This window comes from Terrimonas sp., assembly GCF_003075435.1.
Lineage (GTDB): Bacteria > Bacteroidota > Bacteroidia > Chitinophagales > Chitinophagaceae > Agriterribacter.
In genome coordinates this window covers 193,947-209,745 of sequence record NZ_QCZJ01000002.1, presented here as the reverse complement: position 1 = coordinate 209,745, position 15,799 = coordinate 193,947, and the positions used below count along the sequence as shown (strand labels likewise).

Genomic DNA, 15,799 nt, shown 5'->3' with positions numbered 1-15,799 from the left:
ATGCTTCAACAAGCAATCAAAACTGTCAGAACTTTCCTGCCTCAAACTGGAAGTGTTAGCAGAGCGGAAATTGATACCGCCGTAGATATGGCACTGTCTTTACCATTATATTCCTCTGTAGATAAAGATGCTTTGCTAAGGGAAATTGAATCAATTTACAATGTTCGTATTGAGGACTTCAGGGTTATAGAAGATACTGAACGGAGGCTTCCCTGGATTAATGCAAAGAAAGCAGGAATTGATTTTAAATTTTGGAACAGATACAGAGATTACTTACAATATGAGAAGAATTTTGCTGATACAGTTTTAAATCAACTCGACAGACTAACCGACCGCACTTTAGACGGATTATTTGACCCGGAAATAAATGCAATCATAAGTAAATACGGTCTTGTGGTTGGGCAAGTGCAATCTGGCAAGACGGCTAACTATACCGGCCTTATCTGCAAAGGAGCGGATGCTGGATTTAATTTGATTATTGTTCTGGCGGGCATACATAATAATCTTAGAAGTCAAACGCAACTCCGAATTGATGAAGGTTTTCTTGGCTTTGATACACAACATGAAAGGGCATTCAGAGAAAATAATACATGGATTGGAGTTGGCCGCTTTAATCAAAATGCAATTGCACATTCATTAACCACAAGCATTTCAGATTTCAATACCGCTGCAGCTAATTCATCGGGAATTAATTTTGGAATGAAAGACCCTTTGGTGTTGGTTGTAAAAAAGAATGCGACGATATTAAACAGGTTACTGCAATGGCTAAATTCCAAGGCAATAGACGTTGATGGCCGCAGGGTAATCAGAAGCAAATCATTGTTGTTAATAGACGATGAAGCAGACAATGCTTCAATTAATACCAACCGGGATAACGACCCGGCTACCAGAATTAATGATTTAATCAGGAATATCCTAAGGCTATTCGATAAAAGTGGCTATGTAGGTTATACTGCTACCCCCTTTGCAAATATTTTCATTCCCATAGAAGAAGACAATTTATTTCCAAGAGACTTTATAATTAATCTGCCTGCACCATCAAACTACATCGGCCCGGATAAAGTTTTTGGGTTCAGGCTTGTGGGAGATGACGAGGAATCTGATGATGTATTACCAATAGTAAGAAGAATAGACGACCATCACCATTTTGTTGATGATTCAAATACACCAACCGAAGTTCCGGAATCACTCAAAACAGCAATCAAATGTTTTATTATCACTTGTGCAATAAGAAGATTAAGAGGTCAAACTGATGTACACAACTCAATGCTTGTTCATGTCTCCAGATTAAGAGCCTGGCAGCATGAACTAAAGTCACTGGTAGAAAATGTTTTTGACTTTTACCGGAGAGGTATCGAAATGAAAATTGCATCAGTGCTGGAAGAGTTCAGAGAGGTTTTCGAAGAAGACCAGGGAAATTATAAATCTTACACTACCATTAGTTCCCAGATTTTAAATTCCCAATTGGCAGCAATTGACGGCCAGATTCAGATACATACCTGGGAAGATGTAAAACAACACCCTCACGAAGCAGCATCAAGAATAATAGTTAAGGAGATAAATATGGGTTCGGCAGATGCTCTGAATTATTACGACCATCCAAATGGTTTATCAGTTATTGCAGTTGGTGGAAATAAACTTTCCAGAGGCTTAACTCTTGAGGGTCTTTCTGTGAGCTACTATTTGCGTACATCCAGAATGTATGATTCTCTTATGCAAATGGGAAGATGGTTTGGCTACAGGCCAGGATATGTGGATTTATGCAGATTATTTACAAGCAGACAACTTAATGAATGGTTCTGCCATATTACTCATGCTTCGGAAGAATTAAGAAATGAGTTTGATTATATGAGTGATACTGTAGGAGCAACACCGGAGCAATACGCATTAAAAGTAAGAACTCACCCTGGCGTACTTCAAATTTCAGCAAGTAATAAAATCAGGAGAGCAACAACCGTAACTGTTTCATGGGCGGGCAGACTTGTTGAATCTTATGAGTTTCAAAAAAAGGCAGATGTTATTTCTTCTAACCTTCAAGCAACAATAGCATTTATTGACCAACTTAACGGTAGGCCAGAAATAAGAAAAGACAACTATTTATGGTTTGATGTGAATGTTGAAAATATTAAATCTTTACTTCAGGGATTTAGACTTTCAGAAAATCTAAAACGGGCTGACCCCACTAATCTTATCAGATTTATAAACTTACAGGTAGCAAATAATGAGCTAACAGAATGGAGAGTGGCCATTATGTCAAAAAAGAAGGCCGATTTGAGATACACAATTCAAAAGGGAGAAGATGAACTGGATATTGGTTTATTTAACAGGCGGCAAGATGAAAGAAATTCTTCTACTGATAATTACTACATAAAACGTTCACATATTATTAGCCCAGGAGATGAAGTAATTGACTTAACGGATGAAGAACGAAACAATGCCTGGAACAGAACAATTGAATATTGGAGGCAAAGGGGAAAAGAAGGTGAGCCAAGTTATATTAGTGGTGAAATAGTTCGAAATGAAATTCGAGACCCCCGAAAACCCTTATTGCTTATCTATTTTTTAAATCCCGAAGAAGCAGGATTGGCATCTGACAGTAATCCAATAGTAGGGTATGCAATAAGTTTCCCTTCCAGCAGGTTTAACGCAACTGTAAGTTATGCTGTTCATGAACAGCTATTATCAATATTCAATCAGGAAGACAATTTAGAAGAGGAGGACGAGGATGAAGATTAATCAAATATGGGATGAACTGGCAAATGATACTTCATTTGCAAAAGGGCTGCTATTGAGAAGGTATTCCGGCTCAGTATTACCTGATGTGTTTGTTGCAATACAACAACCAGAAAAACAACTGTGCATTGCCAGTTCAATAAGCGAATCAATTGATGTTGATATTTCTCAATTTGATAATCTACAGGAAATACAAATTGAACTTATTCCTGACCCTAACAAGCAAGAAAAAAGAATACTGATATTTAAACTAACAAACAATCAACACAGGGATATTTTTTCTGTTCTATGTGAAGACCTGATTGCAAATATTGCCACAGAAACCAATGAAAGGCAGTTGGTAAAAACCTTATTGAACAGGTTTGAAAAATGGAAATCCTTATTTACCAAAATTGCCTCGGAAGGATTATCTCCCGAAGAACAAAGAGGTTTATTTGGCGAATTGTATTTTCTGCGAAAATTCATGCAGCATAATAACAATTACTCTGCTGTATTGAATACATGGGTTGGCCCTGCAAGTGAAGTGAGAGATTTTCAGATGGGCAATTGGGCATTGGAAGTAAAAACAACGCATGGTAATAATCATCAGAAAATTCAAATCAGCAGCGAAAGGCAATTAGATATAACTCATCTTGAAAAGTTATATATCTATCATGTTTCATTGGAGAAAGTACAGGAAAGCGGAGAGACATTAAACCAAATCGTTTCTTCAATAAGCAATTTGCTTTCACATGATGCCATAGCATTAAACCGGTTCCGGTCTAAACTCTATGAAGCTGGGTATTTTGAACAACATATAGGTCTTTATGACACAACAGGCTATTTTATAAGACAGGCTACATTTTATTCAGTGGAAGATACTTTTCCAAGAATACAGGAGAAGGAACTCCGAAGTGGTGTAGGCGATGTGGAATATTCAATTATTCTTTCGCAATGCGAAGAATTTAAACAAACAGAAGAATTAGTTTTTCAAACCCTGATAAAACAATGAGCCTATCACTTGAAAATATTGAACTAAATAAATTTTATGTTTCACTGATGCAGGACATCGCTGCCATCCAGTCAACAGATGAAGAAGGGGCAATTTCAGAACAGATTTTTACTCAACAGGCAGTTGATTTGCTGGCAGCATCTGGTGAATCAGAAAATATAGTTGTCAGGTATGATGAAAAAGGTTTGGGAACACAGAAGCAGCATAAAATAAATGCTTATGCAATATCTGAGAATTATGAAACAGTAGATTTGTTTATAACTATTTTTAACGGTACAGAAGAAATATCGAAGATTTCAAATCAGGAAATTGAAACAGCATCAAAAAGAATTTCAAACTTTTTCAGAAAAGCTATTTATGCAGCGGATGATGAAAAAAACAAGTATTTCAGAAGTGAGTATGTTGATGAAATTGAAGAAACCTCTGAAATATTTCAGTTTGCCTATACACTGGCAAAGTCGCAGGAAGTCAGAGAGAACCTTGTCAGAGTCAATGCCTTTATACTAACCAACGGCTCTTATAAAGGTGAATTTCCATCAGGCACAACTATTTCAGGATATAACTTCTATTACAAAGTATTTGATATTGAAAGCCTTTTTAATATAAGTAACAAGCCTCATCTCCCGAATGATATTGATTTCAAATCGTATGGCTTTTCGATTCCGTGTATTCAGTCTCCATCTATTACAGACGATTATCAATCATATTTAGCGATTATTCCAGGGGAGGCATTGGCTTTTATTTATGAGCAATATGGTGCAAGACTTTTAGAACAAAATGTACGTTCATTCTTGCAGGTAGGCGGAAAAAAATCAACAAATTTCGGTATTAGGAAAACTATAATTGAAAGCCCCGAAATGTTTCTTGCATATAATAACGGACTAACAACTACTGCGGATGAAATAATATTTGAAGAAAATGGCAGTTCGTTGAACATAGCCGCAGTAAAGGATTTTCAAATAGTGAATGGTGGCCAAACCACTGCTTCAATTTATCATACTTTCAAAAAGGACAAGGCTGATATTTCCAAAATATTTGTCCAAATGAAAATATCATTAATCAAGAATAAAGAGAAATTCAGTGATATTGTTTCCAATATATCTGCTTTCGCCAATACTCAAAATAAAGTATCAGTTTCAGATTTAAGTAGTAACAGGCCGTATCATATTGAATTTGAAAAACTGTCAAGAAGTATTTTCACCCCTTTAACAGACAGTCAGCCGATACAAACTAAATGGTTTTATGAAAGGGCAAGAGGGCAATATAAAAATGCACGACTGAAGGAGAGTTTGCCAAAGTCCAGACTAAAGGCTTTTGATTTAAAGAACCCGAAGAATCAAATGTTCACCAAAGAGGAATTGGCTAAATACATTAATGCTTATCAGGAAATAGCAGACGGGAAGAAAGTGCCTGTTGGTCCACATTATGTTGTAAGAGGAAATCAAAAAAACTATGTACAGTTTATCAACTTCAATCTCGAAAAGAAACTGAATAATGTATATTACGAAGACACAATTTCAAAAGCAATCCTCTATCGGGCTTCGGAGAAAGTTTATGGTGTAAAACCCAATGCTATTGGTGATTTGCGTTACATTACTGTGCCCTACACCATCAGTTTATTAAATCATTTAACTAAAAATCAGTTAGACTTATACAAAATCTGGAAGGCTCAGGATATATCCGGTTCACTTAAACAATTGCTCCATTCAATGATGGTACAAGTTGAAGCCTTTATTAAGGATATTCCCGGAGGGCTTTATGGTGAGTGGGCAAAAAAAGAAGAGTGCTGGTTAAAAGTCAAATCACATGGATTCGACTTTGATTTATCAGGGATAGTGCAGGATTTAATTGATAAGAAAAATCCGCCAAAGAGAATAATCATTTCTGAAGATGAAGCGGAAATGCAAAAGAGGCAGGAAGAACTTGAAAAAATAAAATCTATTCCGACAAGCGTATGGAAGAAAATTGAGGATTGGGGCAAAGAAACCAGGAGTTTGTCCGACACACAGCAAAACATTTCCTGGAACTTGGCTTTAAAAGTCAGGAATGGTTCAAATATATTGCCAAACGAAATTTCAAATGGCATTTACATAATTGAAAAAGTAATTGAGAATGCACCTGAACTTCTTTTTGAAATTGATGAGTTATCTGAACATATCGAATCGAATAATTCCAAAGACCCTGAAATAACTTTGAAACTTATCAGAAAGATGGTTGAATGGGATAGAGTAAAAAAACGGTTAAAACCCCATCATTTCAGAATGATGTTCGATATTATAAATGACAAAGAGCAGTTAACAGCACAAAACAAAAAATACTGTCTGATGAACTATCATTTTATTTCAAAATACGGGTTTAAGATTTAGTAGTATGAGAGTAACTTTTTTTAAGATGATTAAAAACAATAAACAGGGATAAAATATTTGCCTACTTTCCAATCCATAGAAGCATTAGACAGGGGAAACATTATTGAAACCCAAAACAGGCCAATAATAGTCCATGCCTCTGATTTGAATTTCTACTATTGCAAGTATCATAATCTTGTTGGTACTGCACATAGGTTATTCAAAGAGTTTCTTATTGCTTCGTTTCTGGATTGTTGGCAATTCAATCATGCTCCATTTTCATTGATACAGGTTTTGCCGGAACACATTCCACCAGATTTAACTATCCCAAGAAACAGGTTTGAGGTTCCTTGTTTTGGACTGCAAAAGCTTGAAGATGTTTTTGACTTGAACCAGGTATCAGAAGATATTCTGGTAGGTACAAGGAATAAAAAAGTATTAAAAGCAGATGTTTTAAAGCTGGCTTTTTTTGATATTTGGGTGGCAAACGAAGACAGGCATTTAAACAATTACAATATCCTATATAAACTGATTGGCGGACAATACAGGCTTTACCCCATTGACCATGAAGCCTGTTTTAATTCTCAAAACCTTGAAAATGGCTTGGTACAAATAACTTATGAGGATAGTTTGATATACTCTTCCTTCTTTTCTAAGTTGTTCAAAATCAATGAGTTTAAAAATATTGAAAACCTCAAACAATCTTTTTACCTTTGCACCCTGAGTTGCAGACAGAATCTTAATCAATATTTACAAAACATTCCACCAGAATGGAACGTTAATTTACAGGGAAAAGAGACGGAACTAAATCAGTTTTTACTTACCGACGAATGGTTTGAGGAGTGTTGGCACACTTTTTTGGAGTTTTTACAATACTTTGCAGCCTGAACAAAATGACAACTCAATACAGCATATTATCAGTTTTAATTAGGCCTGAAATCCAGGAAAAGATTTCAGTAGGGTTGCTATTGTTCAATGCTAACGAAGTTTATTTCAGCTATTCAAAGAATAAATTGCAAGTTTCAAAAGAATTGCTCTCTAACTCGTCATATAAAATACTTCGGGAGATATTAGAAAACATTGAAAGGAAGATTGATTTTGATAATTCAAAATCTTCAAATAAAAAAGAGTTCAAAATATTTAAGAATAATATCTCTGATAATACCTTTTCTACTTCCTACATCTCTTATTTGAGCAAGTATTCTAATAATGTCATTTCATTTACAAATCCCAAAGAGATTTCATTGGAAGTGAATAAGCAGATTTTTTCTTCTCTGTTCAGAAAATACATTGACGACATCATTGAAGCTAAAGAGGAATTACCGAGAGTGAAACCGGTTGAATACATAAAAACTCATTTTGGCGACAAAATCGAAAAGCACTATGATTTAAATAGGGAGGTTACCCATGAACACGTACAAAATCTAATTACTCCAGTTCGTATCGACTTTGCAGGTAAGAATGAAATTGATGTATTTGCTCAAACAGTTGACATGGAAGCTACACCAGTAACAGTAGCTAACCATATTAATTCCTTTATACAATTGAAGACTACTTACAATGAAAATAATGTTTCTATGAAGGACTTTATCATTGCTAAGGAACCTGATAGAAATACATTTCCAAAGCAACATGATATTTGGAACCAACTAAGAACTTCAAATATTTTAAATTATCTGGACTTGTCTGAAAGCGAAGCAATTATTACTTACGCTGAACAACATGGCGTTGTTCCTTTAACTTGTAATAGTTAAAACTTAATCTGACAGAGATGAATTTCCGCGCCAGAAAATAAAAAATAAATAATTGCTTTAAGAAAATAATCAGCCTGGATATGCTTTCAGCATATTTTCCAAACCCCTGAATTACTAAATCACTTACCTTTTATATCTGATAAAGGAATCTCCTGGAAAACAATTCCTTCATAAGGATTTTTAATTCCACCTTCATAAAAGCAGGCGAGATTACCATTGGGAAGTACTACCAGGTTGGAATATGCAGAAGGTCCTTCATGCAATACCTTACTGTATTTCCATGTTTTACCATTATCAAAGCTTAATCTCACAGTCATGTTTATGCGCTGTTCTTTATTTGCAGGGTTTGAAAAAACCAATACTTTCTTACCGGCTTGTTTATAGCTCAGCAGACTTCCCTGACAAACAGGTTCAATCAAAGCCGGATCGCCTTTTAAATCTGCCCAGGAATGTCCTCCATCCTTACTAACAGAAACCTGTCTTACGCGGGTATCATTATAGTTACGCATGTTCAACATAAGTTTTCCATCAGATAATTCAGCAATCGTACATTCATTTACCTGGTCCTGTGGTGTGCTGTTTCCTAACTTCCAGTTATCGCCGCCATCGTCCGAATAAATAGCATGGGAATAATATTTTTTTGATACTGCTTCTATATGATCACAGGGAATCACAAGACGGCCTTTATATTTTCCTTTTTGTACCTGGATACCATTTACCGGGCCGGTTGCATACCATGTCCAGTCTTCTTTTTTTGTATCTCTTGTTATTTCCCTTGCAGGCAACCAGGTCTTTCCGTCATCAGTTGATTTCAGCATAAAAACTCTTCTTTTATCCTGGCTCTTTAAAGCAATAATATCTTTTTCATGATCAGTTCCCAGGTTCCAGGTTGATAGCAGAATGATATTGCCGTTCGTTTTATCTACTACAGGAGCGGGATTTCCACAGGTGTTCTCTCCATCACTCCACACTACTTCAAGTGCGCTCCATGATTTTCCGCCATCCTCAGATCGCTTCAACACAAGATCAATGTCTCCGGTATCACTGCAACTGTTTTTTCTTGCTTCAGCAAAAGCCAGTAAAGTTCCACTGTTGGTTGATACTATGGCAGGTATCCTGAAGCATTTGTACCCGCTTTCACCCTGCTTAAACAGGTAATTCAGTTCCTGCGACTGCAGGGTTTTCATACAGAAAAACAGGAACAGAATGCAAAAATTAAATTTCAGATATAGTGCTTTAGCATTTTGCATAACAATATTTTTTAGGAGCTATGAACATTTTAGCTACAGACGCTTTTTCAAAAAAAATATTTCATCAAAAACATTTCTGCTCATTGGAACGCTTTAGTTCCTCCAACAATAAGTAACTTTTATATGTAAGCCTCTTCGATTACAAACTTAGAGGAAACAATTGTAAAACATTTTATATAGCCTAACCACCACCCGTTAAACAGCACTATTTCATTACCCTTTCTATGTCTTCCAGCGTCTTGCCTTTTGTTTCTTTTACCTTTTTCCCGACAAAGAAAAACCCCATTATGCATATTACGGAATAGATATAAAATGATTTTTCCTGCAGTTGCTCAAATAAAACGGGAAAGGTAAACACGAGGATAAAATAGGCTGCCCATAAGCTGATCACAGCAACTGTGGTAGCTTCGCTTCGTACGCTGTTGGGGAATATTTCTGAGATCAATACCCAGGTAACGGGAGCAAGCGTTAAGGCATAAATGCCGATGGATGCTAATAAAAACCAGGATACATAGGTCAATTGATTTCCTAACAGGACGACGATAATTACATACATAACAGCAAGCCCGCCTGCACCTATCAGCATTAAAGGTTTCCTGCCTAATTTATCAACCAGCAACATGGCAAGAATAGTAAATACCAGGTTTACACCTCCTATAAAAACGGTTTGCAATAATTGATCGTCCTGCGAAGCGCCAATACTATCAAATATTTTTGGCGCATAGTTAAATACGGTATTGATGCCGCACAATTGTTGAAATACTGCCAATCCTATACCTGTCAATACAGCGGGTAGTATGGCTTTTTTAAAAATATCGGTATATCGCGTTTTAACAATGCCTTTTAAAGATGTTGTAATACTGCTGACAGATTCATTTACATAATCTGCGTCTCCTATCTTTTCTAATATTCTTTTTGCCTGCGATTTTTTTCCGGTCTTTATCAGCCAGCGCGGACTTTCGGGCAGCCACATAGCGCCAATAAAAAACAAGGCGGAGGGAACAAAACCTAATCCAAACATCCAGCGCCAGGCATCTTCACCGGAATTGCGCAATGCATAATTAATAAGATTGGTAAAAAGAATGCCCAGCACAATTGTCAACTGGTTAATGGCTACCATACGGCCACGTATATGCGCAGGAGAAATTTCTGCAATGTACATGGGAGATAACATAGAGGCCATCCCCACTCCTATGCCGGCGCAAAACCTGGCAGCAATAAAAGTATCTCTTGAAAACGCAAACGCCATCGCCAGCGAAGAGATAGCAAATATTGCCGCGGCAATTAATAACCCCGGCTTACGTCCATATTTGTCACACACAGACCCGGCCACCATGCAGCCAATAATAGCGCCCAATGCCAGGCTTCCTGTTGCAAATCCTTCCCAATAAGCATCTAATGAAAAATGCTTTTGCAAAAAAGGTAAAGCTCCTGCAATTACCGCAAAGTCGAACCCAAACAGATAACCTCCTAAAGCAGAAATAAAAGAAATACCTAAAATATAACGGGTATTATAAGAATATTTCTTATTAACCGGATAAGTATTTTCATTGATGGCCGTATGCATTCATTATATCTTTAAGAATGAGCTGTAGTATATTGTTTTATCTGATCATTTTACAATAGCATAAGATGATACGCTTTACAAACGCCCCATTGCAAGAGAACCCCTGAATGCTCCTCATACCCAGTATAAAATTTATCTTATCAAAAACCGGTAAACCGTTGTTTGTTTATATTCTTCTCCGGGAAGTATTTCTATAGAGGGAAACTGGTAATGATTCGGCGCATCGGGAAAACCCTGCGCCTCCAATGCAAGTCCACTACTGCTAAAATATCGTTGTCCTCCTTTACCCACATCTGTTCCATCAAACAGCCATGCATTATAAAACTGTATACCCTGCTGATCGGTATACACTTCCATCATCCTTCCTGTTTCTTTTTCTTCCACTGTTGCTGCTAATTGCAAAGCACTATCGTAATTATTCAAAACATAAGATACTACATATCCTTTGCCGGGGAACAATTGCCCGGGAAACGATTCGCCAATACGGGAACCGATAGTTAGCGGCCGCGTAAAATCAAGCGCTGTATCTTTTATAGAAATTATATTGCCGGTGGGAATTAATTCATCATCACATTCAACACTGTTTTCAGAACGAATACAAACAAAATGATCCAATACATTTTTATTCATATCACCATGCAGATTGAAATAAGCGTGATTGGTAAGATTAACGATGGTTGCTTTATCTGCATGCGCTGAATAATTTATTCTTATTGAATTATCATTACCTAAAGTATACATCACCGTTACTGCAATATTTCCGGGATATCCTTCTTCTCCATCTTTTGAAAGATATTTAAATGCCACTACCTCCTCGCCACGATTATTTACTAATGTAGTGCCATCCCAAACCTGGAAACTGAATCCATTAAAACCTCCATGCAAATGATTTTTTAACGGGTTACCAAAAATATCATTCTTTGTCAGCTCATACTTCACTCCTTCCAACTCAAAAGTTCCTTTATTAATTCGCCCGCATACGCGGCCAACAATAGCGCTGTAGTATTTTTCTTTAGCATCCAGGTATCCATCCAGGTTTTCGAACCCGAGCACTACGTCGGCCCACCGGTTATTTTTATCAGGCGTCCACATACTCAGCCAACGTGCTCCGTAATTGGTAAACTGTGCCACACAACCATGCCTATTTTGAAGCGTGAATAATTTTACCTCGCTGCCTTTTATAGAACGTCTGAAATTTTCTTCTTTTAATAGCTCCATTTATTATCGTTTACTGGCATATATAGCTCTGCCTCATTGGCGCATTTTAATTTTCAGCAAGTGGTGGGTAGTAACCCCATCTCCTTCCGACCGGTGTGTTACCGGCCGGAAAGTGATACAGGAGCAAAAAATTGAAATGTATCTGTCTGCATTCGTGTTCAGATCCGGTTAGTAAACCGGATAAACTTTCGATTTGACTTAGGGATTTATTTATTTTGCGGCGTGATCCTTGCCAGCCACCCACCGCCAGCGGCAAGTGTAAGCTTTAATGTTTCGCCGGCATTGAGCTCACGCCGGGATAGTTTATAATCGGTTGCTGCAGTACCTGCATTTATTCCATCCTCAATAATCTCTACCTGGTATTTACCGGGTTTTAAAAAACCAGTGGATAGTTCCAGCGTTCGCCGGTCGTCATTGGTGATGGCCCCAATATGCCACTCATCACCTGACCGCCGGGCAAGTACAGTGTATTTACTGATCCTGCCCATTAAGAGTTTAGTCTCATCCCATTCAACAGGTATTTTCGCCAGGAAATCAGTACACTCCTTCTCCCGGTAGTAATCAGAAGGAGAACCGGGCAGCATCGTCATCGGGCTATTTAAAATTACAAACAAAGCCATCGCATGTGCTCTTGTGCCCCAACCCATCGGGTAATCCCAGAAATGCCGGAAATTGTTTTTGTTTCCGTTGCGCATGGTAGCAGGAATATAGTCCATGGCGCCGGTAAACATGCGGATATAAGGCAATAAATTATGGTGCTCAGGATTATCATTGTTAGATACGCCGCTTTGTTCAAATTCAATCAATGCTTCCCGCGTTAGCACATTCGGATATTTACGGCTTAACCCACAAGGTTTGTAAGCGCCATGAAAATTAACGATCATCTTTTTTTCTGCTGCTTTAGCGGCAAGCGCTTCATAAAACTCCACCATCAGCTGATCATCCCTGTTCATAAAATCCGTTTTGATCCCTTTAATACCCCAACGTTCAAACTGGTCAAAAGCTTCCTGCCACTGGTCTCTTAATGTATTCCATATTACCCATACCATCACGTCTATCCCTTTGCTTTTTGCATAAGCGGTAACCTCCTCCATATTTAAACCCGCAACAGGATGAAGCAGATCATCCTTAGGACTCCATCCATCGTCAAAAAGAAAATACCGGAATCCTTTTTCAGCACAAAAATCTATGAAGTATTTTGCTGTTTCTGTATTAACGCCTGCTTTAAAATTCACACCATAAATATTATTCTTACCCCACCAGTCAAACATAACCACACCCGGTCTGATCCATGAAACATCCTTCAACTCCGTAGGAGAAGCCAGCAGATATACCATGTTATTATTAATCAATCCATCTTCCTGGTCTGCCACTGCAAAAATCCGCCAGGGATAGTTTCTTGTACCTGCTACTCTTGCAATATAATCGCAGGTTTCACCAACCTGGCCACTGGCATAACGATTTTTGGTAGTTATCAATGTTTTGGGATAACGGGGATTAGTAGCCGAAATTTGTGAAACTCCTGTGCCTTTTACCCACAAGCCCGGATAATTGTAAAGATCCGATTCTGTGATCATTACAAATTTTCCGTTCTGCTTTTCTACAAGCAATGGCAGGTTGCAAAGCCTGTCAGGGTTAAGGTCGCCCAGCTTTTTGAACTCATAGGGTTGCTCGTATGCTGAGTTAAAAGATTTCTCTGACTGGAAGCGGATAGAATCACTTTCATGCAACTGTATATTCAGCGTTTCCCTCGTTATTGTCAAACTATCTTTGGCAGCCGTTGAAAAACGATACGCCATTCCCTCATTAAAAAGCCTGAATGTGAGTGAAAGATCTGATTTGAACGTCAATATGAGCTCGTTGTATTCATTCCTGTAAGTTTTACTTTTTTCTCTTACAACAGGTGTTATCTCTTCGTTTACTGTATTTCTTTTTGTCTTTTTAACCTTCAGGGATTCTGCTTTTGTTTGACCGGTAATCATACCAAGGTCTGATAAGCTCAGCACCTGGTCAGTTCCTTTCGTCATCTTCACACTTATTCCCTGCTGATTATTTTCAATTTCAACCACCAGTTTTTTATCAGGAGAGTTCAGCGTGTATTGCTGCGCATAAACTGCCACGCAAAAGAAAGGCAAAAGAAACAGGATCAAAAATCTTTTCATAATACAAATATTCATTAATTCAACCTATTAGCTCATTCGCATCATCATAATTTAAAATGCATAACACTGAATATTGCTGGCATTCAAATGTATACTAACCTTACCACCCCGGATTTTGTTTTAATGCAGGATTGATCATGATTTCTTTTGTAGGCAGCGGCATCAGGTAATGTTTTTCAGCATTAAAGCTTCTTCCGGAAGCGTTTTCAACAATAATAAACCCATTGGCATCTGTTTTGTTTTGCCAGCTTGCATCTGTATAAGGATTTCTATCCTGGCCTTCCACCACGATAGGGTTAGCCCAGGGAGTACCTACAATTTTAATTCCTTTTACATCTGTTGGTATTTCGTATTCTGCAGTTTTCCATCTCCGCAGGTCATCATACCTGAAACCTTCAAGCGCCAGCTCTATGGTTCTTTCGCGTCTTATTTCCTCACGCATATTCAATCCGTTGGCATTCACAAAACCATTGGTCAGTTCAATCATACCCGCCCGCTGACGGATTAAATTTATTGATTTATTCAGCTCTTCATCGCTGATAGCGCCATTCTTTTCAAATGAAGCTTCTGCATAAATAAGCAGCACTTCTCCATATCTTAAAATATGGCGGTCGTAACCATAACCAAGCGTAAAGGGCGATGCATTAGATGCCGGATTTTCAGACAAAAATTTAAACGTAGTATAACCTGTATTGGCATTACGCTGGGGATAGAAAGGCCAGCTTGCCACCGGTTCCGGATACCAAAGCTGCATAGCGCCTGTGCCCGGAACAACAAAAGTCATTGTCATGCGGGGGTCGCGGTTCTGGAATTCAGAGCCGGTTTGATTATAACCCTGAAACAGGGGAGACTGCGAGACAGGCAAACCATCCGCACACAAATACATATCGGCCAGTTTTTTGGTAGGCAACAAATGTCCTTCGCCTACTGTGCTTGGAAATGTTTGATTAGAAATATTTACCTGGTAGCGACGGTCCAATATGGCTTCAGAGGCATCATCTCCTTCATCAATGAAAAAATACCTGTAGCTCTGCGCACCTTCACCTGTATACAAGGCGTATTGCCCGCTATTCATAACCGTTGTTGCCGCGTTAATGGCTATATCCAGGTAAGCATTGGCGTTTGCGTCGCTTCTTGATTTTCCCCAGGTGCCTTCAAACAATGCCACCCTTGCCTTTAGTGCATCAGCAGCACCCTTAGTGATCCTGCCAATATCGCCGCTTGGCAAACTACCCTGTTCCTGTAGTTCGGCTGCAGCATCATCCAGATCTTTTAAAATGAAATCAACTGTTTCTTTCCGGGTAGCCCTGGGCGCATATAATTCCTCATCCTGTATATCCAGTTCTGTGGTAACAATCGGCACTTCTCCAAAAAGCCTGTACAGGCTCCAGTAGTTGTACGCCCTGAAAAATTTAGCTTCTCCGTAAAATTGTTTTATATCTGCAGCTATGGAAGATTCCTCCGCTTTTGCTATGATCTTATTGCAACGCCTGATATAGATGTATGCATTGTTCCACCTGCTGTCACTTTCACTTGTCTGGTAAGTTCCGTTACTAACGGAGTTGGGTACATCATAGGCCAGGTCTGCATATATATCCCAGGTATTAAACCCTTCAAGTGAAGAATACAGGTTATTTGCCGCCAGTTTAAAATCGGCACTTGTTTTCCAGAAAGTGGCGTCTGAAATAGCATCTTTGGGCACGAGGTCCAGCCCTTTATTGCAACCTGTTAGTACCAGGAGTGAAAAAATAAATGCCTTAAAATATGTATGGTTCATGA

The 15,799-nt window shown here is 38.2% G+C and carries 10 protein-coding genes; 5 read left to right on the top strand and 5 right to left on the bottom strand.

Annotated features, from left to right (window positions below; translation table 11 throughout):
• The 5 genes from DC498_RS03500 to DC498_RS03480 are packed head-to-tail and all read left to right on the top strand — an operon-like array spanning window position 1 to window position 7,823.
• Window positions 1–2,736, top strand: a complete 2,736-nt coding sequence (locus tag DC498_RS03500) for a Z1 domain-containing protein (protein WP_116872745.1) — start codon at window positions 1–3, stop codon at window positions 2,734–2,736.
• Complete coding sequence (locus tag DC498_RS03495; protein WP_116872744.1) at window positions 2,726–3,724, top strand: PD-(D/E)XK motif protein; 999 nt, start codon at window positions 2,726–2,728, stop codon at window positions 3,722–3,724. Before DC498_RS03500 ends, DC498_RS03495 begins: the two co-directional genes overlap by 11 nt.
• The gene (locus DC498_RS03490) at window positions 3,721–6,090 is read left to right on the top strand and encodes an AIPR family protein (RefSeq protein WP_116872743.1); all 2,370 of its coding nucleotides are present in this window, start codon (window positions 3,721–3,723) and stop codon (window positions 6,088–6,090) included. The genes DC498_RS03495 and DC498_RS03490 overlap by 4 nt, the downstream gene beginning before the upstream one ends.
• A 57-nt stretch (window positions 6,091–6,147) precedes the next feature.
• On the top strand, window positions 6,148–6,957 hold the full coding sequence (locus tag DC498_RS03485; protein ID WP_116872742.1) for a HipA family kinase: 810 nt from the start codon (window positions 6,148–6,150) through the stop codon (window positions 6,955–6,957).
• Window positions 6,958–6,962: 5 nt separating this feature from the next.
• Window positions 6,963–7,823 (top strand): hypothetical protein, encoded by an 861-nt coding sequence (locus DC498_RS03480; RefSeq protein ID WP_116872741.1) that lies wholly within the window; start codon window positions 6,963–6,965, stop codon window positions 7,821–7,823.
• Window positions 7,824–7,942: 119 nt separating this feature from the next.
• Here the strand turns inward: DC498_RS03480 and DC498_RS03475 are convergent, their stop codons facing one another.
• The 5 genes from DC498_RS03475 to DC498_RS03455 all read right to left on the bottom strand — a co-directional run bounded on the left by DC498_RS03475 (window position 7,943) and on the right by DC498_RS03455 (window position 15,797).
• Window positions 7,943–9,073, bottom strand: coding sequence for a sialidase family protein (locus tag DC498_RS03475; RefSeq protein WP_116872740.1), 1,131 nt, complete (start codon window positions 9,071–9,073; stop codon window positions 7,943–7,945).
• 205 nt (window positions 9,074–9,278) lie between these two features.
• The gene (locus tag DC498_RS03470; protein ID WP_116872739.1) at window positions 9,279–10,640 is read right to left on the bottom strand and encodes a sugar porter family MFS transporter; all 1,362 of its coding nucleotides are present in this window, start codon (window positions 10,638–10,640) and stop codon (window positions 9,279–9,281) included.
• A gap of 132 nt (window positions 10,641–10,772) precedes the next feature.
• Window positions 10,773–11,858: an aldose epimerase family protein gene (locus DC498_RS03465; protein ID WP_116872738.1), complete on the bottom strand. Its 1,086-nt coding sequence runs from the start codon at window positions 11,856–11,858 to the stop codon at window positions 10,773–10,775.
• Between the two features lie 206 nt (window positions 11,859–12,064).
• Window positions 12,065–14,020 carry a glycoside hydrolase family 97 protein gene (locus DC498_RS03460; protein ID WP_165813736.1) on the bottom strand — a complete coding sequence of 652 codons (1,956 nt, stop codon included), beginning with the start codon at window positions 14,018–14,020 and terminating at the stop codon, window positions 12,065–12,067.
• 100 nt (window positions 14,021–14,120) lie between these two features.
• The gene (locus DC498_RS03455; protein ID WP_116872736.1) at window positions 14,121–15,797 is read right to left on the bottom strand and encodes a RagB/SusD family nutrient uptake outer membrane protein; all 1,677 of its coding nucleotides are present in this window, start codon (window positions 15,795–15,797) and stop codon (window positions 14,121–14,123) included.
• Window positions 15,798–15,799: the final 2 nt, after the last annotated feature.

Coding starts and splice junctions, on each gene's coding strand:
- DC498_RS03500 (WP_116872745.1), top strand. CDS start 1: ATGCTTCAACAAGCAATCAAAACTGTCAGAACTTTCCTGCCTCAAACT.
- DC498_RS03495 (WP_116872744.1), top strand. CDS start 2,726: ATGAAGATTAATCAAATATGGGATGAACTGGCAAATGATACTTCATTT.
- DC498_RS03490 (WP_116872743.1), top strand. CDS start 3,721: ATGAGCCTATCACTTGAAAATATTGAACTAAATAAATTTTATGTTTCA.
- DC498_RS03480 (WP_116872741.1), top strand. CDS start 6,963: ATGACAACTCAATACAGCATATTATCAGTTTTAATTAGGCCTGAAATC.
- DC498_RS03475 (WP_116872740.1), bottom strand. CDS start 9,073: ATGCAAAATGCTAAAGCACTATATCTGAAATTTAATTTTTGCATTCTG.
- DC498_RS03470 (WP_116872739.1), bottom strand. CDS start 10,640: ATGCATACGGCCATCAATGAAAATACTTATCCGGTTAATAAGAAATAT.
- DC498_RS03465 (WP_116872738.1), bottom strand. CDS start 11,858: ATGGAGCTATTAAAAGAAGAAAATTTCAGACGTTCTATAAAAGGCAGC.
- DC498_RS03460 (WP_165813736.1), bottom strand. CDS start 14,020: ATGAAAAGATTTTTGATCCTGTTTCTTTTGCCTTTCTTTTGCGTGGCA.
- DC498_RS03455 (WP_116872736.1), bottom strand. CDS start 15,797: ATGAACCATACATATTTTAAGGCATTTATTTTTTCACTCCTGGTACTA.